Source organism: Streptomyces sp. YIM S03343 (assembly GCF_054729195.1).
This window is the reverse complement of the sequence record NZ_JBPUKX010000001.1, coordinates 746,078-769,188: the sequence shown is the minus strand read 5'-3', so window position 1 is coordinate 769,188 and position 23,111 is coordinate 746,078. Positions and strand designations below refer to the sequence as shown.

At 73.0% G+C, this 23,111-nt stretch carries 14 protein-coding genes; 7 read left to right on the top strand and 7 right to left on the bottom strand.

Annotation, left to right across the window (positions count from 1 at the left end; translation table 11 throughout):
• The first annotated feature begins 186 nt into the window (after nt 1-186).
• The 3 genes from ACSYGN_RS03320 to ACSYGN_RS03310 all read left to right on the top strand — a co-directional run bounded on the left by ACSYGN_RS03320 (nt 187) and on the right by ACSYGN_RS03310 (nt 4,986).
• Complete coding sequence (locus tag ACSYGN_RS03320; protein WP_460391622.1) at nt 187-927, top strand: beta-phosphoglucomutase family hydrolase; 741 nt, start codon at nt 187-189, stop codon at nt 925-927.
• Complete coding sequence (locus ACSYGN_RS03315) at nt 924-3,269, top strand: glycoside hydrolase family 65 protein (protein WP_460391620.1); 2,346 nt, start codon at nt 924-926, stop codon at nt 3,267-3,269. Before ACSYGN_RS03320 ends, ACSYGN_RS03315 begins: the two co-directional genes overlap by 4 nt.
• 232 nt (nt 3,270-3,501) lie before the next feature.
• Nucleotides 3,502-4,986 (top strand): hypothetical protein, encoded by a 1,485-nt coding sequence (locus tag ACSYGN_RS03310; RefSeq protein WP_460391618.1) that lies wholly within the window; start codon nt 3,502-3,504, stop codon nt 4,984-4,986.
• A gap of 197 nt (nt 4,987-5,183) precedes the next feature.
• Here ACSYGN_RS03310 and ACSYGN_RS03305 read toward each other — a convergent pair whose 3' ends face one another.
• The 3 genes from ACSYGN_RS03305 to ACSYGN_RS03295 form a co-directional block, all read right to left on the bottom strand.
• Nucleotides 5,184-5,918 (bottom strand): phosphatase PAP2 family protein, encoded by a 735-nt coding sequence (locus ACSYGN_RS03305; protein WP_460391616.1) that lies wholly within the window; start codon nt 5,916-5,918, stop codon nt 5,184-5,186.
• Nucleotides 5,915-6,604 carry a DedA family protein gene (locus ACSYGN_RS03300; RefSeq protein WP_460391614.1) on the bottom strand — a complete coding sequence of 230 codons (690 nt, stop codon included), beginning with the start codon at nt 6,602-6,604 and terminating at the stop codon, nt 5,915-5,917. The genes ACSYGN_RS03305 and ACSYGN_RS03300 overlap by 4 nt, the downstream gene beginning before the upstream one ends.
• Nucleotides 6,605-6,804: 200 nt before the next feature.
• Nucleotides 6,805-7,011: a hypothetical protein gene (locus tag ACSYGN_RS03295; RefSeq protein WP_460391612.1), complete on the bottom strand. Its 207-nt coding sequence runs from the start codon at nt 7,009-7,011 to the stop codon at nt 6,805-6,807.
• A gap of 342 nt (nt 7,012-7,353) precedes the next feature.
• On the opposite strand from ACSYGN_RS03295, the gene ACSYGN_RS03290 reads away from it, so the two are divergent.
• Nucleotides 7,354-9,006, top strand: a complete 1,653-nt coding sequence (locus ACSYGN_RS03290; RefSeq protein ID WP_460391610.1) for an IS1182 family transposase — start codon at nt 7,354-7,356, stop codon at nt 9,004-9,006.
• A gap of 60 nt (nt 9,007-9,066) precedes the next feature.
• Here ACSYGN_RS03290 and ACSYGN_RS03285 read toward each other — a convergent pair whose 3' ends face one another.
• Entirely contained in the window at nt 9,067-11,790 is a 2,724-nt protein-coding gene (locus tag ACSYGN_RS03285) for a SpoIIE family protein phosphatase (RefSeq protein WP_460391608.1), read from the bottom strand.
• 188 nt (nt 11,791-11,978) lie between these two features.
• Nucleotides 11,979-15,170 carry a SpoIIE family protein phosphatase gene (locus ACSYGN_RS03280; protein WP_460391606.1) on the bottom strand — a complete coding sequence of 1,064 codons (3,192 nt, stop codon included), beginning with the start codon at nt 15,168-15,170 and terminating at the stop codon, nt 11,979-11,981.
• Between the two features lie 504 nt (nt 15,171-15,674).
• Here ACSYGN_RS03280 and ACSYGN_RS03275 point away from each other — a divergent pair.
• Nucleotides 15,675-16,616 carry a LysR family transcriptional regulator gene (locus ACSYGN_RS03275; RefSeq protein WP_460391604.1) on the top strand — a complete coding sequence of 314 codons (942 nt, stop codon included), beginning with the start codon at nt 15,675-15,677 and terminating at the stop codon, nt 16,614-16,616.
• A gap of 23 nt (nt 16,617-16,639) precedes the next feature.
• Here ACSYGN_RS03275 and ACSYGN_RS03270 read toward each other — a convergent pair whose 3' ends face one another.
• Together ACSYGN_RS03270 and ACSYGN_RS03265 are read right to left on the bottom strand one after the other, a co-directional pair.
• Entirely contained in the window at nt 16,640-17,017 is a 378-nt protein-coding gene (locus ACSYGN_RS03270) for a YkvA family protein (protein ID WP_460403191.1), read from the bottom strand.
• Between the two features lie 77 nt (nt 17,018-17,094).
• Nucleotides 17,095-18,375, bottom strand: a complete 1,281-nt coding sequence (locus tag ACSYGN_RS03265) for a hypothetical protein (protein WP_460391602.1) — start codon at nt 18,373-18,375, stop codon at nt 17,095-17,097.
• 551 nt (nt 18,376-18,926) lie between these two features.
• Here ACSYGN_RS03265 and ftsH point away from each other — a divergent pair.
• Together ftsH and argG are read left to right on the top strand one after the other, a co-directional pair.
• On the top strand, nt 18,927-20,906 hold the full coding sequence (ftsH, locus tag ACSYGN_RS03260; RefSeq protein ID WP_460391600.1) for an ATP-dependent zinc metalloprotease FtsH: 1,980 nt from the start codon (nt 18,927-18,929) through the stop codon (nt 20,904-20,906).
• Between the two features lie 679 nt (nt 20,907-21,585).
• The gene (argG, locus tag ACSYGN_RS03255; RefSeq protein WP_460391598.1) at nt 21,586-23,037 is read left to right on the top strand and encodes an argininosuccinate synthase; all 1,452 of its coding nucleotides are present in this window, start codon (nt 21,586-21,588) and stop codon (nt 23,035-23,037) included.
• Nucleotides 23,038-23,111 lie beyond the last annotated feature (74 nt).

Sequence of the window (23,111 nt, the reverse complement as noted above, 5' to 3'; positions counted from 1 at the left end):
TGGTCGCGCAGTTCCCGCGCCCTTACGGGGCGCTGGTGCTGAGCGCCGTGCGAACCTGCTGCTGAGAAAAAATAAATCATGCCCGGAATCCGGAACTTCAAACGTCGGTGGCGAGTTTCCGGTCCGTACGCAACGCGTGGTGCCCGCCACCCGTCGGCCGGCGCCACTCGGGGAAAGGTGCTGTGTATGAGAGAGCTCGGTCTGCCCGACGACATCCTGGCCTGCCTTTTCGACCTCGACGGCGTCGTGACCAGGACAGCGGTGGTCCATGCGGCCGCCTGGAAGGAGACGTTCGACGCCTATCTCGAAGAGCGCGAGGGCCCGGACTTCCGGCCCTTCGACGCGGGCGAGGACTACGACCGGTATGTCGACGGACGTCCCCGCGCCGACGGGGTGCGTACCTTCCTGGAGTCCCGTGGGATCCACCTCCCCGAGGGCGCCCCCGACGATCCGCCGGACGCCGAGACGGTGCACGGTCTGGGCAACCGCAAGAACGTGCTGCTGACGGAGCGGATCAGGACACAGGGCGTCGAGGCGTACGAGGGCACCCTGCGCTATATCGACGCGGTGCGCGCGCAGGGGCTGCGTACCGCTGTGGTGTCCTCCAGCGCCAACACCCTCGACGTGATTCGCTCGATCGGGATCGAGGACCTCTTCGACGTCCGTGTCGACGGAGTGATCGCCGCCCAGCGGAAGTTGCCCGGCAAACCACATCCCGACACCTTCCTCGCCGCCGCCCGCGACCTCGGCGTCGATCCGGCGCAGGCCGCCGTGTTCGAGGACGCCCAGGCGGGCATGGACGCTGGCCGCTCCGGGCACTTCGGGTACGTCGTGGGGCTCGATCGCGTCGGCCAGGCGGACGAGCTGTACGCACACGGCGCCGACATCGTCGTCGAGGACCTCGCCGAGCTGGGAGGGACCGCGTGATCGCGGACCGGTCGTACACCGTCGAACCCTGGGCGGTGCGCGAGACCCAGCTCGGCCTCGAAGTCCTCGCACAGAGCGAATCCGTGTTCGCCCTGTCCAACGGCCATGTCGGCTGGCGCGGCAACCTCGACGAGGGCGAACCGCACGGCCTGCCCGGCTCCTACCTCAACGGCGTCCACGAACTGCACCCGCTGCCCTACGCCGAGGCCGGTTACGGCTACCCGGAGTCCGGCCAGACCGTCATCAACGTCACCAACGGCAAGATCCTGCGGCTTCTCGTCGACGACGAGCCCTTCGACCTGCGCTACGGACAGCTCGTCAGCCATGAGCGCAACCTCGACCTTCGGGGCGGCCTGCTGGAGCGGACCTGCGAGTGGATCTCCCCGGCCGGGACCCGCGTCAGGGTGCGCTCGACGCGTCTGGTCTCCCTCACCCAGCGAGCCATAGCCGCCGTCGCCTACGAGGTGGAGGCCGTCGGCTCCCGGGCCCGCGTGGTCGTCCAGTCGGAGCTGGTGGCCAACGAGCAGCTCCCGGAGGCCAACGGCGACCCGCGCGCCGCCGTCAACCTCCAGTCCCCGCTGGAGCCCGAGGAGCACTTCGCCGCCGGTCACCGGCTGCGGCTGGTGCACCGCACCCGGCGCAGCGGACTGCGCGTCGCCGCTGCCGCCGACCACACGGTCACCGGGCCCCGCCGCACCACGACCAGCAGCGAGTCCACCGCCGACGTGGCCCGGCTGACCGTCAGCTCCGTCCTGGAGCCCGGACAGCGGCTGCGCGTGGAGAAGATCGTCGCGCACGGCTGGTCCGGCACCCGGTCGCTGCCCGCCATGAGCGACCAGGTCGACGCCGCCCTCGCCGCCGCCGCACACGGCGGCTGGGACGGTCTGGTCGACGAACAGCGCGCCCATCTCGACGACTTCTGGGGGCGCGCCGACGTCGAGGTGGACGGCGACGAGGAGATCCAGCAGGCCGTCCGCTTCGCCCTCTTCCATGTCCTCCAGGCAGGTGCCCGCGCCGAACGCCGTGCGATCCCCGCCAAGGGCCTCACCGGCTCCGGCTACGACGGCCACGCCTTCTGGGACACCGAGACCTTCGTCCTGCCCCTGCTCACCTACACCTCTCCGAACGCCGTCGCCGAGGCGCTGCGCTGGCGGCACAGCACCCTGCCCGTGGCCCGCGACCGGGCCGCCCAACTGGGGCTGCGCGGAGCCGCGTTCCCCTGGCGGACCATCGAGGGCTCCGAGGGCTCGGCGTACTGGCCGGCCGGGACGGCCGCCTTCCATGTCAACGCCGACATCGCCGACGCGGTGGTGCACTACGTCGAGGCCACCGGGGACGCCGAGTTCGAGCGGGCCACGGGCGTGGAACTGCTGGTGGAGACGGCCCGGCTGTGGCGCTCCCTGGGCCACCACGACCGGCAGGGCGTCTTCCACATCGACGGTGTCACCGGCCCCGACGAGTACAGCGCCGTCGCCGACGACAACACGTACACCAACCTCATGGCCCGTGCGAACCTGCTGGCCGCCGTCGACGCCGTACGGCGCCACCCCGACGAGGCGGCCCGGCTGGAGGTCGACGACGAGGAGAGCGCCGCCTGGCGCGACGCCGCCGAGGCCATGCACATCCCGTACAACGACGACCTCGGTGTGCACGAACAGCACGCCGGGTTCACCCGTTACCAGCCCTGGGACTTCGAGGCCACCCGCCCCGACCAGTACCCGCTGCTGCTGCACTTCCCCTACTTCGACCTCTACCGCAAACAGGTCGTCAAACAGGCCGACCTGGTGCTGGCCATGTACACCTGCGCCGACCTGTTCGACGAGGAGCAGATCGCCCGCAACTTCGCCTACTACGAGCCGCTGACCGTCCGGGACTCCTCCCTGTCGGCCTGTGTCCAGGCCGTCGTCGCCGCCCAGGCCGGCCATCTGCAGCTCGCCTACGCCTACGCGGCCGAGGCGGCCCTGATGGACCTGGCCGACCTTGAGCACAACACCCGCGACGGGCTGCACATAGCCTCCCTTGCCGGGACCTGGATGGCGCTGGTCGCGGGCTTCGGCGGGATGCGCCGCACCGGCTCCGGGTCCCTGGCCTTCACGCCCCGGCTGCCGGAGAACCTCCACCGGCTCGCCTTCACCCTCCAATTCCTCGGCCGCCGGCTGCGGGTGGAGCTCTGGGCGGACAAGGCGACGTACACCCTGCTGGAGGGCCCGCCGCTGACCATCCGGCACCACGGCGAGGACGTGACGGTCCGCACCACCGACCTGGCGGTCCGCCCCGTCCCCCTCCCGCCCCAGCGCCCGGCCCCCGACCAGCCCCTGCACCGCACCCCGACCACCCGCTGACGACGCCGCGGCCCCTGTCCCCCCGTTCCCCTCCGGGACCGGGGGACAGGGCCCGCCCACCTCTCACCACCCACACGATCACTGACCACACTCACCTGGTGCCGTCAGGCTCCCGGCGTACCCGGAAGGGCGTTTGCTCCCGCTCCGGGCTACTTTGTCGCTGTCTCCCCGACGACTTCCAGGTGTCACGAGACCCGACCGGCCCGTCCCGGCCGCAGGGGAAGAGGTGCACATGCCCGGCAGCTCGCACACCACCCTCGCGCTCCCGCTGCGCGGTGGTATCCGCCGGACGTCCAGAACCGCACGGTACGGCGGCGGGCGCCTCCCGCTCGCCGTGCTGGCGGTCGTCTTCACCACGGCCCAGCTCCTCCTCGTCGGGCCCACCACCGGCCTCGGCTGGGACGAGACCGTCTACGTCAGCCAGATCAGCGCCCACGCCCCCGCCGCCAACCTCAGCGCGCCCCGAGCCCGCGGCATCTCCCTCCTGGTCGCCCCCGTCACCAGTTGGTCCTCCTCCACCCCCCTGCTCCGTGTCTACCTGGCCGTCCTCTCCGGTCTCGCGTTATACCTCGCCCTGCGCACCTGGCGCGGCCTGTTCCCGGTGCGCGTTCTGACCCTGGCGGGCGCCCTGTTCGCGAGTCTGTGGGTGACGCTCTTCTACGCCCCCGCGGCCATGCCCAACTACTGGGTGGCCGTCGGCGCGCTCACCGCCGCCGCCTGCTTCCTGCGGGCCCGCGCCGACCGCGCCGACCGTGCCGCCCTGTGGGGCCTGGGCGCGGGCGCGGCGCTCATGGCGCTGATGCGCCCCACCGACGCCGTCTGGACCACCCTCCCGCTGCTCGTACTGGCCGTCGCCACCCGTCTGGCGCGTCCCCTCGTCGTCCTGCTTGCCGGGCTCGTGGCCGGGTCAGCGGAGTGGGTGATCGAGGCATACGTCCGCTACGGCGGCCTGGTGCAGCGGCTGTCCGACGGCTCCGCCGTCCAGGGCGGCCTGGGCTGGCACGACGCCGTCCCCGACCAGCTGCGCAGCCTGGGCGGACGGATGCTGTGCCGCCCCTGCACGGGGGAGATGCCGAGCCCGGTGCTCACCCTGTGGTGGTTCGTGCTGCCGGTGCTGGCCGTGCTGGGGGCGGTGACAGCCGTCCGGGCCGGGCGGCCGTCCGCCACGCTCGTGCCGTTCGCCTGCGGGCTGTCGGCCGCCTTCCCCTACCTGTTCCTCATCGGCTACGCCGCCCCCCGCTTCCTGCTGCCCGCCTACGCCCTGCTGTTGCTGCCCGTCGCCGACGCGCTCGACCGGCTGGTGAGCGGGGCGGGCGGCGCGTGGCGGCCGGTAGCCGTGACCTTGGTGGCGATCGGGCTCGCGGGGCATCTGGCGGTGCAGTACGCCGTGCTGGCCCACACCGTCGACCGGGCCCGCACCGACCGCGCCGCCTGGTCCCGCCTCGCCGCCGACCTCCACCGCCGGGGCGTCAGCTCGCCCTGCCTGCTGACCGGCGACCGAGCCATCCCGATCGCCTTCTACACCGGCTGCCACTCGGCCGCGACCGGAGGCCCCGACCAGAACACCACCCCGGCCCAGATCCAGCACACGGCCCAGCACCTCCCCACAGCCACCCTGGTCCCCCTGGGCGCCCACCCACCGTCCTACGCCCGCGACTGGACCCCGATCGCCTACGGCGGCGTACGCATCTACCTGGCACCGCACCCGGAGGGTTAGGCCGCTCGTGACGGTGCGCCGTCGCCCGGCCCCAACCCCCAAGCCCGTCCGGCGTTTGAGGACGAGGCCGTTCAGGCCGAAGGGGGTCCGGGGGCGCAGCCCCCCGGGGACGGGAACGGGAAGGGGCGGCGGGGGCGACTTCCCGCTGTCGGACCCACCCCGTGCCGGTGACGGCCACCGATCCCCAGCACCCCGCCTCAGCCGGACTCGTCGAGGGCCTGCCGCTCCGCTCCCGTCGCGGCAGCGACAACACGGGGCGGAAGCCACCGCGCCGCCACCGCAAGGCACAGCCCCAGCCACCCCGTGGCAAAGAGCCAGCCACCGAGGACATCGGTGAACCAGTGCACACCGAGATACACCCTGCTCAGCCCGACCAGCAGCGCCCAGCAGCCCGCGACACCGCACAGCACCCGCGCCCCGCGCGGACCGCGCAGCCGCAGGGCGAGGATCAGAAGCCCCGCGGTCATCGCGGAGGTGGTGGCGTGGCCGGAGGGAAACGCCCAGGCCGAGGCATGGGTCTCCCAGTCGGTGTGCGGCGGGCGGGGCCGGGCCACCAGGGCCATGGTGACGCCCCGCGCGAGCTGGCCGGCCAGCAGACAGCCGAGCCCCAGCAGCGCGGCCGTCAGCCGCCCGCGCGCCGTACGGCCCACGAGCAGCGCGGCCAGCACCACCAGCGTGTACGGGACCAGGCCCGTGCCGGTCGCCGTCACCCCGCGGGCCAGGGCCACCGCCGCATCCGGGCGGTGCGCCACCGACCAGGACAGCAGCCCGTTGTCGACGAACAGCGGCGCGCCGTCGCCGCCCACCACGACCATCGTCAGCACGGCGAACGCCGTCCACGCGCCGATGCCGACGCTGCCCGCGAGCTCCGTGACGCCCCGCCGGTCCACCGCTGCGCCCCGGGTCCGTATGCCCACCGGGGTGTGCCTCACCGGCGGGCCTCCTCGTCGGGGTCCGGGACGTCACCGCTCTTCACGGCACGGCGGGCCCGTAGGACCTCGGCCAGGATCGGCAGCAGCGACACGACGACGATCACCGCGACCGCGGGCAGCAGATACTTGTCGATGCCGGGGACGGAGGAACCGAGCGCATAGCCGGCAAGGATCAGGCCCACGCTCCACACCAGCCCGCCGGTCACCTGCCACACCGTGAACGTCCGTACGGGCACGTCGAGGGCGCCCGCCATCGGGTTGAGCACAGTCCGCACCACCGGGACGAAACGGGCCAGGACGATCGCCTTCGCGTACCCGTACCGCTCCATCAGCTCCGCCGCCCGGCGGGCGCCCTCCTTGAGCTGCCTCGACTTCGTGCGGCCGAGGAACGCGCCGCCCGCCTTCTTGCCGATGAGATAGCCGCACTGCGAACCGGCCAGCGTGCCGACCGCCGCCAGTACCAGCAGCGGCCCGAGGGAGAGCTTCACGGCCCGGTCGGCCGAGCCCGTGCACAGCAGCCCCGCGGTGAACAGCAGCGAGTCGCCCGGCAGGAAGAACCCGATCAGCAGCCCTGTCTCCGCGAACATGGCCACGCCGACGCCGATCACCCCGAAGGCGGCCAGCAGCGATTGGGCGTCCAGCACATTGACGGCGAGCTGGGACGACAGGGGCAGTGCTGCTGTCATCGGGGCGGGCCTCTCCGATCCGGGGTGACTACACAGGTGTAGACGAACCTCTGCACTGTAGACGATCGGCAACCCCGAAAGGTTTCCCTCACGTCAAGGACACGCCCCGGCCCGTCCGGCCCGCAAACGCACAGCACCGCCCGGCCACGCGGCCAGGCGGTGGTGACAAAGCAGTGGTGACGAACAGGGGGTGGTCGCTCCTAGGGCAACAGCTTCTCCATGGCCGCCGGGCCCTCCTCGGCCAGCTTGCGCCTGGCCCACTCCAGGCTCTTCGGCGTGATGTCGCGGCCCGTGGCCAGCACCAGGTCCTCCGGTGCCACCTCCGTTCCGTTGTAGGTGTGGAGCAGAGCGTCGGGAGTGCAGCGGTCGTCGGACGACCGGGGTGCGCCGGATGGTGACGTCGTCATGATGACTCCTCCTCGGGTCCGGATGGCTGCACCGGTGCCCGTGCCGAGAGACCGGGACCCACTCTCACGATTCACCGCCGCGCCTTGCCCTGCATCCTGAAAGCAGGGTCCCCCTCGGAGTAGGGCCTCCCGGGTCGCCCCTGGGGCCCGTCCGGCCCCGTATGAATCGGGCCAATCCGTGCAGGGGCGGCTTAGGGCCTGACTCTGTCGGGGATCTTGAGGATCCCCGGCGGGGCAGCATGATCAACGGGCATGCTCGGCTCTGTTCAAGGACCGATGCAGTTGTCGAGGTGCCCGTTGTCGCTTCACGCCCGTTCTGGTGAGCAAGTCCCTTCTCTGACCATGCAGATGGCGCGGGCGAGCAACCCGAGCGGTACAACGGCGATGTGGGTGAGAGACCGCCTGGGCGGGCTGTGGCGTGACGAGGACTTCGCCGACTGGTACCCCCGCGACGGCCGCCCAGGGCTCTCGCCCGCCCAGCTGGCCACCGTCTGTGTGCTCCAGTTCCTGCTCGGTCTGTCGGACCGGCAGGCGGCCGAAGCGGTTCGCTGCCGCATCGATTTCAAATACGCGCTGGCCATGGAACTGGACGATCCCGGCTTCCACCACAGCGTGCTGGCCGACTTCCGCGACCGTCTCACCGAGGACGGCCGAGCCGACCGTCTCCTCGACCTCGCGCTCGAACGCCTGAAGGAGGCCGGTCTCGTTCGCGAACGCACCACCCAGCGCACGGACTCCACCCACGTCCTGGCCGCGGTGCGCGACCTGACCCGGCTGGAACTGGTCACCGAGGCCGTCCGCGCCGCGCTGGAAGAGCTGGCCGGCACCGCTGATCACCTGCTGGCCGGCCTGGTGGACGAGGAGTGGGGGCGCCGCTACGGCCGTCCGGTCCGTCTGGGCAAGAACCCCACCCGCCCCAAGACCAGAATCCTCGCCACCGGAGGCGACGCCGTCCGGCTGATCGAGCACCTCGGGCAGCACGGGCCGGAACGCCTGTCAGGGCCCCGCGTCCAGGCCCTGCGGCAGATCATGGTGCAGAACTACTACCGTGACGGGGCCGGGCGCCTGCGCTGGCGCACCGTGGAGGACGGCGGGCTGCCGCCCTCGTCCGTCGCGGTCGTCTCGCCCTACGATCCGACGGCCCGCTACGCGCGCCGCGGACACGTCACCCGTTGGAAGGGGTTCGTCGCGCATCTCACCGAGACCTGCGATCCCGACGGCGTCAACGTGATCACGGATGTGGCCACCACCGATGCCACCGGCTACGACGCGAAGGCTCTGCCCGGCATCCACACCCGGCTCAAGCGCCGCGGGCTGCTGCCCGCCGAGCATCTGGTCGACGGCGGCTACACCTCCCTGGTCCATCTGGAACAGGCAGCCCGCGAACACCAGGTCACGGTCACCGGACCACTGCCGGTCAACACCACCCGCCAGAACCGCAGGAACAACGGGTTCGGCCGCGACGACTTCCACATCGACTTCGACCGTCGGCAGGTCACCTGCCCGCAGGGCGAGACCAGCGCGGGCTGGCACGGCCCCTACCCGACTTCCTCGCCCACGGCGGCACCTCTGATCGTGGCCCGGTTCACCAAGAGCCAGTGCCGGCCCTGCCCGGTCCGCACCCGCTGCACGACCACCGCCGACAGCGCCCGGAGCGTGGGCTTCCCCCCGCGAGAACTCCGTGACCTGCAACTCCGAGTCCGTGCCGAGCAGCAGACACCCGAATGGCAGGCTCGCTACGCGGTCCGCTCCGGAGTGGAAGGCACCATCAACGAGCTCGCCCACGGACACGGCATGCGCCACTGCCGCTACCGGGGACAGCACAAAGCCCACTTACAGCACGTGTTCACAGCCATCGCTGCAAACATCGAGCGCCTCAGCCGACGGCCGCCGACCGGAGAAGCGCCTCCGTCCCGACGGCCGACCGCCTTCCAGAACTACCTGGACCAGCACGGGATCCCCCGGCCGAGGTCTTGGCGGTCCGCCAGAGACTGAGCAGACCGCCAAGATCCCCGACAGAGTCAGGCCCTGGGGCCCGTACCCATGGCGCACCTGCTACGGCAGCGGCTGCTCCGCCCAGATCACCTTGCCGCCGGGCATGTACCGGGTGCCCCAGCGCTCGGCGAGCTGGGCCACCAGGAACAGACCCCGGCCGCCCTCGTCGGTGCTCGCCGCGTACCGCAGATGCGGCGAGGTGGTGCTGGCGTCGGTGACCTCGCAGATCAGCGTGCGGTCGCGCAGCAGCCGTACCGAGATGGGCCCGCGCCCGTACCGCAGCGCGTTGGTGACCAGTTCGCTGAGGATCAGCTCGGTGGTGAACGCCAGCTCGTCCAGCCCCCACTCCGACAGCCGTGCCACGACCGAGGCGCGCACCTCCGCCACCGCCGCGGGATCGGCGGGGACCTGCCAGTGCGCCACCCGGTCCGCGCCCAGCACCCTGGTGGCGGCCACCAGCAGCGCGATGTCGTCGCTGGGCCGGGAGGCGGGACGGCCGTCCAGCACCGCCTGGCAGGTCTCCTCCGGCGTCCGGCCCGCCCCCTTCAGCGCGCTCCGCAGCAGTTCGAGCCCGGCGTCGATGTCGCGCGCCCGGTCCTCGACGAGGCCGTCGGTGTAGAGCACCAGCCGGCTGCCCTCGGCCAGCTCCAGCTCGGCCGACTCGTACGGCAGCCCGCCGAGGCCCAGCGGCAGGCCCGCGGGCACCTCGGGGAACTCCACGTCACCGTCCGGGCGGACCAGCGCGGGCGGCGGATGTCCGGCCCGGGCCAGGGTGCAGCGTCGCGACACCGGGTCGTAGATCGCGTAGAGACAGGTCGCGCCGATCACCGCGGCGCCGTTGCCGGACGGGGCCTCGTCCTGGTCGATCCGGCCGACCAGCTCGTCGAGGAGGCCGAGGAGTTCGTCGGGGGGCAGGTCGAGGGCGGAGAAGTTGTGCACCGCCGTGCGCAGCCGCCCCATGGTGGCCGCCGCGAGCAGCCCGTGGCCGACCACGTCCCCCACCACCAGGGCGACCCGTGCCCCCGACAGCGGCAGCACGTCGAACCAGTCGCCGCCCACCCCGGACTGCGCGGGCAGATAACGGTAGGCGAGATCCAGCGCGGACTGCTCGGGCAGGCTGCTCGGCAGCAGACTGCGCTGGAGCGCCGTCGCCATGCTGTGCTCACGGGTGTAGCGGCGGGCGTTGTCGATGGACACCGCGGCCCGCGCGACCAGCTCCTCCGCAAGGGCGAGCTCCTCCGTGTCGAAGGGCTCCGGCTTCCCGGCCCGCCAGAAGCTGGCCACGCCCAGAAGCAGGTTCCCGGCCCGCAGCGGCACGGTGATCATCGAGTGGATGCCGTACGTCATGATCCGCTCGGCACGCTCCCGATCCTGTGCGTGCCAGCCGAATGCCTGCGTCAGCCGGGGCTCCAGAACGGGCTTGCCGGTGACGAGGGCGCGGGCCTGCGGGGAGGAGGGCACGAAGACGGTGCGCCTGCCGACCGGGTACAGCGGGGCGTCGTCGCGCACGCCACGGGACGCGGTGCGCCGCAGTTCCGTGCCGAACTGGGGCTCGTCGCCGCGTAGCACCGCCTCGTACACGTCGACGTTCGCGAAGTCCGCGAACCTGGGCACGGCGAGTTCGGTGAGCTCCTCGGTGGTCCGGGTCACGTCCAGACTGGTGCCGATGCCCACCCCGGCGTCGTAGAGCATGTCGAGACGCTCCCGGGCCACCTCGGCGCGGCCGGACAGGGCGCGCAGTTCGGTGGAGTCGCGCAGCGTGGTGACGCTGCCGGGCGGGCCGCCCTGGGTGTCGGTGGGCCGCTGGTTGATCGCCAGCAGCCGGTCCTTGACGCGGTGCACCTCGTCGGTGGCGACCCGTCCGGAGGAGAGCAGCCCGGAGGTGTCGGGGTCCAGGCCGAGGTCGAGGACATGCCGCTGGTCCGCGTCCTCGGGCAGGTCGAGCAGCCGGCGTGCCTCGTCGTTGGCGAGCAGCAGCCGTCCGTCGCCGCCGACGATCAGGACGCCCTCGCGCACCGAGTGCAGGACCGCGTCGTGGTGCTCGTACATGCGCGTCATCTCGTGCGTGCCCAGCCCGTGGGTCTGCCGCAGCAGCCGTCTGCTCACCAGTGCGGTGCCCGCCGTGGCCAGCGCCAGCGCCACCGCGGCGCCCGTCAGCAGCACCGGCCACTGCTTCCCGGCCGTGGTGCCCACGTGCGCGGTGGTGATCCCGGCCGACACCAGGCCCACCACCGTGCCGCGCGGATCCTCCACCGGTACGACGACCTGCACGAGCTGCCCGAGCGTCCCGTGGATCTGCTCGGTGACGGTGCCCCCGGCCAGCGCGGGCCCGATCGTGCCGACGAACTTCTTGCCGATACGGTCCGGAATGGGATGTGTGTAGCGGATGCCGTCGGTGTTCATCACGACGATGAAATCGACATCGGCGGCCTTGCGGGCCGCCTCCGCGCGCGGCTGGAGCAGCTTCGTGGGGTCCGGCGCGCGCAGCGCGGCGACGATCCCCGGGGAGTGGGCGAAGGTCTGTGCCACGGCCATGGAGCGGTTGCGGGCCTCCTGGGTGGTGTCGTGGCGGCCCTCGAGCACCAGCGCCACCACGGCCGACACGACCAGCAGCAGCACGATCACCACTTGGAGGACGAACACCTGCCCCGCGACAGTGCCCCGGCGCAGGGGCCATCGCGACCCCTCGGTGTCGGGCCGTGTCCGCGCACGCCCGCCTGTCGCTCCTTCGGTCCCGGGCGGGCGGGGCTGCCGGGATCCGGGCCGGCCCAACAGTCGGACCATGTGCCATGTCTACCCTGCCGGACGCCGGGAGGCGAGAGAGATCACGGAGCGTGACGGTGGGGTCGGTGCTGTGTCGCGGGTCGCGGCTGCTGTCAGGCACTGCCGCGCGGTCACTGCTGTCGGCGGCCGGTGTTGTCAGGCCCTGCGCGTGATTGCCGCGTGGTCGCTGCTGTGCCGCCGCTGCTGTGTCAGACCCTGCCGCGCGGTCGCTCCCGGCGTGCCGCGAGGAGCAGGGCCACGTCGTCCGGGCGGTCGGTGGCGTGCCGGGCGCTCGCGGTGAGCCGGTCGGCGGTGCCGGACAGCGAACGGCCGCCCCGGCGTCCGGGCAGCGCCCCGGCCCTGGCGAGGGCCACCCGCAGTGCGCTGATCCCCTCGTCGATATCGGTCCCGGGCCGCTCCACCAGGCCGTCGGTGTACAGGGCGAGCACGGCGTCGTACTCGATGCGCAGCTCCGTCGTCGGGTACCGGGCGTCCGGATCCACCCCCAGGACCACACCGCCGGGGATGTCGATCACCCGGGTACCGCCGTCGGGGGCACGCAGCAGGGGAGGCAGATGCCCCGCGCGGGCGAGACAGGCCACGCCGGTCGTGGGGTCGAGGCGTACGTAGCAGCAACTGGCGAACTGGCCGGGGTCCAGGTCGATGAGCAGCCGGTTGGTGCCGCTGAGCACCATGTCGGGCGGCTGGTCGCTGAGTGCGAAGGCCCGTACCGCGCTGCGCAGTTGGCCCATCGTGGCCGCCGCCTGCACGCCGTGCCCCTGTACGTCGCCGATGACCAGCGCGAGACCGTCCCCGGCCTCCACCGCGTCGTACCAGTCGCCGCCCACGTCCATGCCCTCGGTGCCCGGCAGATAGCGACCGGCGGTCTCCACGTGCGGATGCTCCGTCAGCCGCCTCGGCAGCAGGGCCTGCTGGAGACCGCGGGCCAGGGCGGCCTCGCTGTCGTAGCGCTGCGCCCGCTCCATCGCGTGGGCGATCAGCCCGGCCAACGCGGTGAGCACGGTGCGTTCCTCGGTGCTGAAGCTGCGGGGACTCTCGAAGCCGAGGATGCAGGAGCCGACGGGACGGCCGGACGCGATCAGCGGCAGGAAGGCCCTGGAGCCCTCGGCGGCGTCCACCGCGATGTCCGGATAGGCGGCGGTCAGCTGCTCCATCGTCTCGAAGAACAGCGGGCGCCCACCGGTGAGCGTCTCGACACCTGGCAGCCGGGTGTCCAGGGTCACCCCGTCGAACGGGGCGAGGAACCCCTGCGGGAAGCCGCTCTCCCAGGCGAGGTAGAGATGGCGGTCCTGAAGCAGATAGATGGCCAGCCGCCGTCCGCCGAACGCCGGCAGCAGCTCCCGCATCACGACCTCGGACACCTGGCGGGCGGTGACGGCGTCGGTGAGCGCGATGGCCAGCGCGATGGGCCGGTAGACGGGGTCGGTGACGCCGACGCCGACCGTGCCGGGCGGCGCCACGGCGTCGTCGGGGAGGTCGGAGAGATGCAGCCCGGTGGGCGCGACCTCACCGGGCCCGGGCGCCTCCACGCGGTGTACCGGGGCGACGGTGCAGGTGAGAAAGTCGGGCCCCGGATACATGGACAGGGCGAGCCAGTCCCCGCCCTCGCCCGCACCACCGGACTCACCGGCCTTCTCGGAGGCCTTCTCGGGCGGCCTGCGCACCTGGAAGTGCACCGGCGCGCGCGACAGCAGGGCGGCGCGGAGATGGTCGTCGCAGGGCGAACGGTTCCACCAGGGCATCGGCTCCCACAACGCCCGCCCGAGCAACGCCTTTCGCGAGGTCCCGAGCATCCGGGCGGCGGGCGGGTTGACGTACCGGACGAGCCCGGTCCGGTCGAGGCAGAACACTCCGTCCGGCAGCAGATCGGCGGCGGTGTCACTCACGGCGTCCCGGCCGGGGTCGATCACCAGCCCGTGCACCCGGGGGCTCCGGGGCGCGCCGACCGCGCCGCCGACCGCGCCGCCGACCGCGCCGCCGACCGCGCCGCCGGCCGCGCCGGCCTGCCGCTGCCCGGCGACGGCGGGCTGGGGTGGCGGCCCGGTCGCGTCGGGGGTGCCGGGTGGTGGCGTTGCGCCGGAAGCCGTGGGCTCGGGTCCGGGCGGCGGGGGCGGGGAGGGTTCGGGCTCCGTGAGGGCGCCGGTGTCGGTGGAGGTCCGGGGTTCGGCGCTGCTGTCGTTGCCGTTGCCGTCTCGGGGCGTGCTGCGGTCGGGTGGTGGCGCCGGGCTCGCCGACTGCGGTCGACCCTGCCCGTACGGGGGCTCGGGCCCGGTGGTGGTGCCTGCGGCCGGTACCGGGCCGTGCTCCGGGGGCGTGTCGGTGGTCGGGCCGGCTGCTCCGTCGACGGGCCCCGCCGATGGCGCGAAGCCGGGTTCCAGGGGCATCCCGTGGGGCTGGTCGCCCGGGCCGGTGGTCCACGGCGATGTGTCCTGACTGCCCGGGGCAGGGGGCCCGCCCCCTGGCAGTGCGACGCCCACCGGCACCGAGGAGCCCCCGGGCGCGCCCGGGCCGGGTACAGCCGCCGTCGGTACCACCTCCGCCCGCCACAGCTCCACCAGCCGCGCGTCCCCGTCCGCGGTGTGCAGCCGCAGCGGCAGCGACGGCGCTCTGCCCGCCGCTGTCTCCCGCAGCGCCCCGAGGAGCCGCGGGGCATGCCCCGGCGCCACCGCGCCGGCGAACGCCTCCGCCCGCAGGGCCCCGTCCGGCCCGCGCGGCGCGCCCGCGGCCTCGGAGCCGCCGTCCGGAAGATCCAGCATGGCCCGGAGCCGGGTGTCCGGGGTCACCGTGTCGGTGGCCGGGTCCCAGGTGAAGCGGCCGACGTGGCCCTGTTCGGGCGGTTCGGCCGTCGGCGCCCGTACGCCCAGGGGCTCGCCCTCCCAGAGGATCGCCGACTCGTCGCCGCCCGCCAGCTCACGCAGGTCCGCGCCGAGGTCCTCGGCCACTTGGGCGACACGGTCGAGGTCGGGCAGCCCGGCGACGGCGTCCGGTGCCGCCGGGTGCAGGACGACCAGGACCCCGAGGGTGGTCGTCTCGCCGAGCACGGGCAGATACATGGACCCGAACTGGAAGGGCAGTCCCGCCGCGAACTGGGGGTAACGGCGCATGGTCTCGGTGGCGTCGGGCAGCACGATCTGGACGCCGAGGCGGTAGGCGTCCGCCACGGGCATCGGGCGGTCCACATGCGTTGCCCACCAGGACCGGAACAGCTGGTCCGGCAGCCCCATGATCACGGCGAGCCGCAGCAGTCCGGGGGTGCCGGAGCGCAGGTAGACGCCGCCCACGCGACCGCTGACCATGCCCAGCGCCTTGGCCGTGGCCTCGGCCAGCAAGGCGGCCAGCCGCCCGGGGGTTCGGCCCTGGTGTTCCCCGCTCCCGTTCATCGGTCCTGCCTTGTCCGTTCACCGCCGGGTGGGTGACACAGCAAGAATGCGCCACGACGCCCCCGCCCCGCACCCGGGCGGCACGGGTTCCCCCGATTCACCACCCCATCCCGGTCAGGCGCATGCCCCGGCGCGGTCAGTGCCTGCCCGGATCGCGATCAGCGGAAAGACGTCGAACGCGAGCCGTGTCCCGAACGCACGGACCGCGTAGGCTGCCCACAGCCCGCCCCCCGAACCGTCACGCAACGCGGCGACCGACGCCGTCGCTGTCGTCGTCCGGCTTCGCTGTCCGGCCTCGCAGGCTGGCCTCGCCGTCCGGTTTCGCCGTCCGCTTCGCCGTCCCGGAGCGCCACCACCTCGCACGACCTCCGGGCCGGGCCGGATCGGACCTGGACGACAACCCTGCGTTGACCGAAGCCATCCAAGCGGGGGCAAGCCTCCCGACGCACACAACTGTCGCGAACGCCTCTCACAACCACTGGTTGTGCGCCTACAGTTGCCGCCATGAATCTCGACGCCGTCCGCACCTTCCTCGCCGTGGTGGACTCGGGGCACTTCCACGAGGCCGCCGTCGAGCTGTCGATCACCCAGCAGGCCGTCTCCAAGCGGGTCGCCGCGCTGGAGAAGGAACTCGGGGTACGGCTGCTGACGCGGGCGCCCGCCGGGGCGCGGCCGACGATCGACGGGCAGGCGTTCCTGCCGCACGCCCGCGCGCTGCTGCAGGCCGAGGAGCGCGCCGCGGCCTCCGTACGGCCCGGCCGCCGCGCCCTGCGCGTCGACGTCGTCGGACGCCGTCTCGCGCCCGCCGCCCTGCTGCGCGACTTCCACCGCGTCCGCCCGGACGTCGAACTGGACGTCGTCACCCTCGACGACGCCGAGGCGGCCCTCGCCGCCCTGGGCTCCGGCACCATCGACGCGTCCTTCCGCGCCGTCACCCGCCCCGCGCACCGGCTGCCCGACGGCATCCGTGCGAGCCGCGTTCTGGACGAGCCGCTCCAACTCCTCACCGGCCCCGGCCATGAACTCGCCGCCGCCCGCACCGTCGCGCCCGCCGCGCTCGCCGGGCGCCGGATCTGGTTGCCCGGCCATGTGGCGGGCACCGAATGGGCGATGTTCTACGACGCACTCGCCGCCGCGTTCGGTCTCACCGTCGAGGTCGTCGGCCCGCACTCCGGCACCGAGCCCCTCATCGACGCGATCGCCGACTCCACGGAGCTCGCGACCTTCGTCGGTGCGGACACCCATGTCCTGTGGCCCGCGTCCTACGACCTCCGGCGCATCGATCTGCGCGAGCCGGTGCCGGTCTATCCGCACTCACTGATCTGGCACGCCGCCAATCCGCACCCGGCGCTCGCCCTGCTCCGCGACCACCTGGCCGCCACCTCGCCACGCCACCCGGGCACGGGCAAGGACAGCGACACCTGGACCCCGGACTGGGCCCGCTGAACACAGCCGACGCAGCGCCCGCCCTACCGCGTACCACCCCCGCTGTCGGGCGAACCCGGCGTCGCTCCATCCCCGGAACCCTTGCCAAGCCCACCCGGCCGCCGCCGCACGCCGGACAACGTGCCGCTCACCGCCCCCGCCGGCAAGGCACTCCGCATGCTGCGCAGGGCCAGGAGCAGCACGCCGATGTCGTCCAGGTAGACCGGGTCGGGCAGCAGGTCGGTCGGGAGGACCAGGTAGGCCACGGCGCCCCAGAACACCCAGCGGGGCCCCGTCGGCAGCCCGGCCCGCTCCAGCGACCGGCGGGTGCGGACCAGCCGTACCAGCACCCATATCGCCACGGCGAACAGCGCCGCCGCCAGGACGGCGACCACGACGAGCACGATCCCGGTGGTGTCCATGACGTCAAGGGCGTACATACGGCCTCCATGGTGTCCGAGGGGCGAGCGGGCGGTCGGCTCCGTGGTACCGGGGACGGTCAGGCCTTGTCGTCCGGTTCCGGTCCCGGTCCCGGTCCCGGTTCCGGTCCCGGGCCGGAGGGCTCGGGGGAGGGCGGCGGCGGGACGGCGGACGCCTCCGGTTTTCCCGGCGTCTCGGGATCCGCCGCCGGGCGGAACCCCATCGCGGTGCCGCGGAACCGTTCCAGCGTGCGGGTGAACTGCCGGAACGGGGACGCCGGAGGCTCCTCCGGCTGCCGCGGTTGCTGCTGCGGCAGGGTGACCCCGGCCTCCCGGTAGGCGGCCAGCGCCTCGTTCGCCCGGTCGGCGGCCTCCCGGTACAGGTCCCGCGACTTGGTCATCGCCTCCAGCGCGTCGGCGTACATGGCCACCAGCCGCCGTTCCCTGGCCAGTTCCTCCTCGACGGTCAGCAGGGTCCAGTTCCTGCGCAGATCGTCCAGCGCCGCCATGGCGTCCTCCGGGAGCGACTTGGGCAGGTCGGCGAACTCACCGACGGCGGTGACCAGTTCGCCCGGCTCGGAGCCGTCGAGGAACACACTGCGCACCGTGTACGCGGCACGGTCGTAGCCTGCCGGGGGCGGCACCGTCGGCAGGACGACCGCGCCGCCGCGCGGCACCTCGACGTCCATGTCCTTCAACGCCCAGTTCAGCGACCGCAGTTGCTGCGGCGCCGCGCGGTGCTCGATCACCCGGTGCCGCAGCCCCGGCGGGAACATCTCCGTGAGCGGGCGCTGCCCGCGCGCGTCCGGGGTCATCGCCTCGTGGACCACGACATGGATGCCCCAGCCGTCCCGGGCGCAGCTGCGCAGCCGCCGCCGCTTCTCCTTGTCGTCGGCGGGCAGCGGGTTGACCGCGCAGCAGCGCAGCTCGGGCAGCGTGTGATGGTGGTCCCATGCGACGCCGGGGGCGACGGCGGGGTCCGGCCAGAACATCGTGGCGGGCGACGGCCACCCGTGCCGCCACAGCCGCTCCGCCTCCGCCGCCAGCACCCACGGCCGTCCGGCGAGCGGGTCGTCCGGGGGCGAGAGCGTGAGCCGGGCCCGCACCGTGACATCGCCGGGCACCCGCCAGCGGGCCTCGAAGACCCGCCCGGGGCCGCCCTCGTCCGGGTCGGGCCCGGCAAAGCCGTCGAGGACGCCGGTCTCCTTGAGGCGCCGCAGATTCTCCCGCAGGACATCCTCGGCCGCGCCGTCGGCGGCGCCGATGTGGCGGCCTCGGGCCAGCCAGACCGTCCGGGGGTTGGTGTCGGGGTCGGAGTCGTGGTGGGTGTTGGGCATGGGGTCGAGAGAGGAGTTCGCCATGAGCCGATCTGCCGGAGGGAAGAGGATCAGCTTCCCAGTATCGCCGCACGGCGCGCAGGACAGGGAGCGGGGTGAAACGCGTCGGCGCGCGCCGTGCGGGCGGAATGGTGCACGCGGGGCGGCCGGAGGAGCGTAGGGGCGTACGCCACGGCGTGTCACGCACGGCCGCGACGGCTCGCACCCTGCAGCCACACCCCGAGCACATGCCGCGCACGGGGTGTGAGAGGCGCACTCCTGACGGCACCGTTCACTCATGTACCCGACAAGCCGCCGTCCGCAGAATGGGGCCGGGGAACGGGACCCGCCCACCATCCGCATCGGGGCGGGCCCCGTTCGCTCGTCCGGCGGGCGAGCAGGGAAAACACCCCCGGCGGACCGCCGCCGCGTGCATCACGGGCGTCGGCTCGCCAAAGACCCGCGACAGCCCGCCACGCCCGGCGGCCCGGGCGGACCGGGTGGCCCGGGCGGGAGGCCGACCGGCCCCTACTGGGCGCCCCCGCCGGTCGCGACGGTGGTACCGGCAGCGCCGGTCCGCACCGTTCGGAGTCCGTATGAGCAAGAAGGCCACGGCACCGCCCCCGGGCGACCGGCCGGCCCCTACCGCTCCGCCGCCCCCGCCCGCCTGGCGGCACTGGCTGTGGCCGCTGGCGCTGGTCCTGGCCGCCGGACTGTGGATCGTGCTGCCGGGCACGCACTTCAACGAGACGGACCGGACGGACCTCACCTACTCCCGGTTCCTCACCGACGTCGACAACGGAAAGATCAAGTCGGTCATCATCGCATCCGGTGGAAAGGCCACCGGCACCTTCACGAACGGCGACGGCTTCACCACCGTCGTCCCCGTCCAGCTCGCGGGCGACCAGCTGCTCGACCGGCTGGAGCGGCACAAGGTGACCGTCACGGCCTCGCCGCCCTCCACCACGTCGTTCGGCTCTCAGGTGCTCTCCTGGATCCTGCTGCTCGCGCCGTTCCTGGTGATCGTCTGGTTCTGGCGCAGACTGTCGAGGGGCGCCGCGGGCCCGGTACAGGGGATGCTCGGCGGGGTCGGCAAGTCCAAGGCGAAAGTCTTCGACACCGAACGCCCGCAGACCACCTTCTCGGACGTCGCCGGATACGAGGGCGCCAAGGCGGAGATCGCCGAGGTCGTCGACTTCCTGCGGCGGCCCGAGCGCTACCGCCGGGCCGGGGCCATGGCGCCGCGCGGCGTGCTGATGGTCGGCCCGCCCGGCACCGGCAAGACCCTGCTGGCCCGCGCGGTCGCCGGTGAGGCCGAGGTGCCGTTCCTGTCCGTGGCCGGGTCCAGCTTCGTCGAGATGTACGTCGGTGTCGGCGCCGCCCGGGTGCGGGACCTGTTCGCCGAGGCCCGCAAACGGGCACCCGCCATCGTCTTCGTCGACGAGATCGACGCACTCGGCGGACGCCGCGCCGCCGCCGGGCAGATCGTCTCCAACGACGAACGCGAACAGACCCTCAACCAACTCCTGTCCGAGATGGACGGCTTCGAGGCGTCCGAGGGCATCGTGGTGCTGGCGGCCACCAACCGGCCCGAGGTACTGGACCCCGCCCTGCTGCGCCCCGGCCGCTTCGACCGCCAGGTGACCATCCCGCTGCCCACGCTCGCGGAACGCGCCGCGATCCTCGCCGTTCACTGCAAGGACAAGCGTCTCGGCCCCGGCGCCGACCTGGCCGTGGTGGCCCGCGGCACCCCCGGCTTCTCCGGCGCCGATCTCGCCAACCTCGCCAACGAGGCCGCCATCGTCGCCGTACGGGACGAGCGCGAGGTGCTCACCGCGGCTGACTTCGACGCCGCCCGCGACCGTATCCTGCTGGGCCGTCGCGAGGGCTCCAATGTGCTGCTGCCCGCCGAGAAGGAGGCCGTCGCCGTCCACGAGGCCGGGCACGCCCTGGTCGCCGCCCTCTCCCCGAGCGCGGACCCGGTCGCGAAGGTCACCATCCTGCCCGCCGGACAGGCCCTCGGCGTCACCGAACAACTCCCGCTGGTGGAGCGCCACTTGTACGGCGAGGATCATCTCGCCCAGACCCTGGCGGTACGGCTCGGGGGCCGGGCGGCGGAACTCGTCGTGCTCGGCCAGGGCTCCACCGGCGCCGCGGGCGACCTCGCCGGGGCGACCGAGCTGGCCACCAAGATGGTGCGCGAGTTCGGCCTCTCCCCGGAACTGGGCCCGGTCGGCTATCCGCGCGGCGGCTCGGTCTTCCTGGGCGGTGGGGGAGCGGCGATGAGCAGCCGCCCCTTCGCCGAGGCCACCCAGGCCGTCATCGACGCGGAGGTGGCGCGGCTGCTGCGTGAGGCGGAACGACGCGCCGTCGACCTGCTGACCCGGCACCGCGAACAGCTCGACCGGCTGACCCGGCTGCTGCTCAAGGAGGAGACGGTGGACGGCTCGGTGGTCTACGAGATCCTCGGCACCGGGGCCCCGACCATGAGCCCCGCCGGGGAGACCGTCGCCCCGTGCCGCGTCACCGTGACCAAGGACCCTGCCCGGCACACCACCGGCCCCGCGGGAGCCTGATCCGGCACCGGCGGTCCGGCCCCGCAGTGCACCCGGCCCCGCAGTGCACCCGGCCCCGCAGTGCACCCGGCCCCGCAGTGCACCCGGCCCCGCAGTGCACCCGGCCCCGCAGTGCACCCGGCCCCGCAGTGCACCCGGCCCCGCAGTGCACCCGGCCCCGCAGTTCAGCCGGGGTCGCATGTGCATACTCACGCAGGAGGTTCAACGGCCCGCCCCGGGGACCGCCTTGAGAATCTCGAGCGACGCCGTCGGCTCGACAGGAGTGTGACAGCTGCCCGGGGACCCTTCCGGTCGACGCCGAGCAGGCGAGGGACGGCGCGTGCCTGGCAGGTGCGTCGTCCGGGGTAGGTGCGATGCCGGGCCCTCGCCCTCGTACGGCGGGGCCCGGCGCGCGGGAGGACGCCGGGGTGGATCGCATCGCGGCGCCCGTGATCAGTCAAGCCACGCGCCGCCCGGCGCGGGGAGGGCCGTACGTCCCCCGGACCGTTCCGACGGGCCCCTGCCGGACGGCCGTGGAGCGGCGCCGCAAGGCCCGGGGAACAGTCGCTGAACAGGGGCGCGGCACGCCTCGGACGATCACAGGACGTCATGGGGCGGTGGCTTTGTGTTCACCGGGTGCGGGGGCGTGTGACGAAACCCGCTTGCATGACCATGCAGGGGTCTGCATATACTTCGACTCATGTCCAAGGTGCTTACCTCCCTCCCTGTCGGCGAACGCGTCGGAATCGCCTTCTCCGGCGGACTCGACACGTCGGTTGCTGTCGCGTGGATGCGCGAGAAGGGTGCGGTCCCCTGCACCTACACAGCTGATCTGGGCCAGTACGACGAACCCGACATCGCCTCCGTGCCCGGCCGCGCCAAGCTGTACGGCGCGGAGGTCGCGCGCATGGTCGACTGCCGGGCGGCGCTCGTGGAGGAGGGGCTCGCGGCCATCGCCTGCGGCGCGTTCCACATCCGATCCGGCGGCCGGACGTACTTCAACACCACCCCGATCGGCCGCGCCGTCACCGGCACCCTGCTGGTGCGCGCGATGCTGGAGGACGAGGTCCAGATCTGGGGCGACGGCTCCACCTACAAGGGCAACGACATCGAGCGGTTCTACCGTTACGGCCTGCTCGCCAACCCCGCCCTCAGGGTCTACAAGCCCTGGCTGGACGCCGACTTCGTGCACGAGCTCGGCGGCCGTCACGAGATGTCCGAGTGGCTGCTCGCCCGCGACCTGCCCTACCGGCACAGCACCCAGAAGGCGTACTCCACCGACGCCAACATCTGGGGCGCCACCCACGAGGCCAAGTCGCTGGAGCACCTCGACACCGGCATCGAGATCGTGGACCCGATCATGGGCGTACGGTTCTGGGATCCCGAGGTCGAGATCCCCGTCGAGGACATCACCATCGGCTTCGAGCAGGGCCGCCCGGTGACCATCAACGGCAAGGAGTTCGCCTCCGCCGTCGATCTGGTCCTGGAGGCCAACGCCATCGGTGGCCGGCACGGCATGGGCATGTGCGACCAGATCGAGAACCGGGTCATCGAGGCCAAGAGCCGCGGCATCTACGAGGCCCCGGGCATGGCGCTGCTGCATGCGGCGTACGAGCGCCTCGTCAACGCCATCCACAACGAGGACACCCTCGCCAGCTACCACACCGACGGCCGGCGCCTCGGCCGGCTGCTCTACGAGGGCCGCTGGCTGGACCCGCAGTCGCTGATGCTGCGTGAGGCGCTCCAGCGCTGGGTGGGCTCCGCCGTCACCGGCGAGGTCACGCTGCGGCTGCGCCGCGGCGACGACTACTCGATCATGGACACCACCGGCCCGACGTTCAGCTACCACCCCGACAAGCTGTCCATGGAGCGTACCGAGGACTCCGCTTTCGGCCCCGTCGACCGCATCGGCCAGCTGACCATGCGCAACCTCGACATCGCCGACTCCCGCGCCAAGCTGGAGCAGTACGTCCGGCTCGGCATCGTCGGCGGCAGCCACGAACCGCTGCCCATCGGCGCGGCGCAGGCCGCCTCGACCGGGCTGATCGGCCCGATGGCCGAAGGCGGCGCCGAGGCGATCGCCTCAAGCGGCCAGGACACCGAGGGCGACGAGTTCCCGGACCACGCGGCCCTGGAGTCGGGCACGGACTGACGTGCTCGGGGCGCTCCCTGCACGTCCCTATATAGAGGGGTCGTGAACAGGCCCCGTATACAGGGGTCGTGAAC

Coding starts and splice junctions, on each gene's coding strand:
- ACSYGN_RS03320 (WP_460391622.1), top strand. CDS start 187: ATGAGAGAGCTCGGTCTGCCCGACGACATCCTGGCCTGCCTTTTCGAC.
- ACSYGN_RS03310 (WP_460391618.1), top strand. CDS start 3,502: ATGCCCGGCAGCTCGCACACCACCCTCGCGCTCCCGCTGCGCGGTGGT.
- ACSYGN_RS03300 (WP_460391614.1), bottom strand. CDS start 6,604: ATGACAGCAGCACTGCCCCTGTCGTCCCAGCTCGCCGTCAATGTGCTG.
- ACSYGN_RS03295 (WP_460391612.1), bottom strand. CDS start 7,011: ATGACGACGTCACCATCCGGCGCACCCCGGTCGTCCGACGACCGCTGC.
- ACSYGN_RS03290 (WP_460391610.1), top strand. CDS start 7,354: ATGCAGATGGCGCGGGCGAGCAACCCGAGCGGTACAACGGCGATGTGG.
- ACSYGN_RS03285 (WP_460391608.1), bottom strand. CDS start 11,790: ATGGTCCGACTGTTGGGCCGGCCCGGATCCCGGCAGCCCCGCCCGCCC.
- ACSYGN_RS03280 (WP_460391606.1), bottom strand. CDS start 15,170: ATGAACGGGAGCGGGGAACACCAGGGCCGAACCCCCGGGCGGCTGGCC.
- ACSYGN_RS03275 (WP_460391604.1), top strand. CDS start 15,675: ATGAATCTCGACGCCGTCCGCACCTTCCTCGCCGTGGTGGACTCGGGG.
- ACSYGN_RS03270 (WP_460403191.1), bottom strand. CDS start 17,017: ATGGACACCACCGGGATCGTGCTCGTCGTGGTCGCCGTCCTGGCGGCG.
- ACSYGN_RS03265 (WP_460391602.1), bottom strand. CDS start 18,375: ATGGCGAACTCCTCTCTCGACCCCATGCCCAACACCCACCACGACTCC.
- ftsH (WP_460391600.1), top strand. CDS start 18,927: ATGAGCAAGAAGGCCACGGCACCGCCCCCGGGCGACCGGCCGGCCCCT.
- argG (WP_460391598.1), top strand. CDS start 21,586: ATGTCCAAGGTGCTTACCTCCCTCCCTGTCGGCGAACGCGTCGGAATC.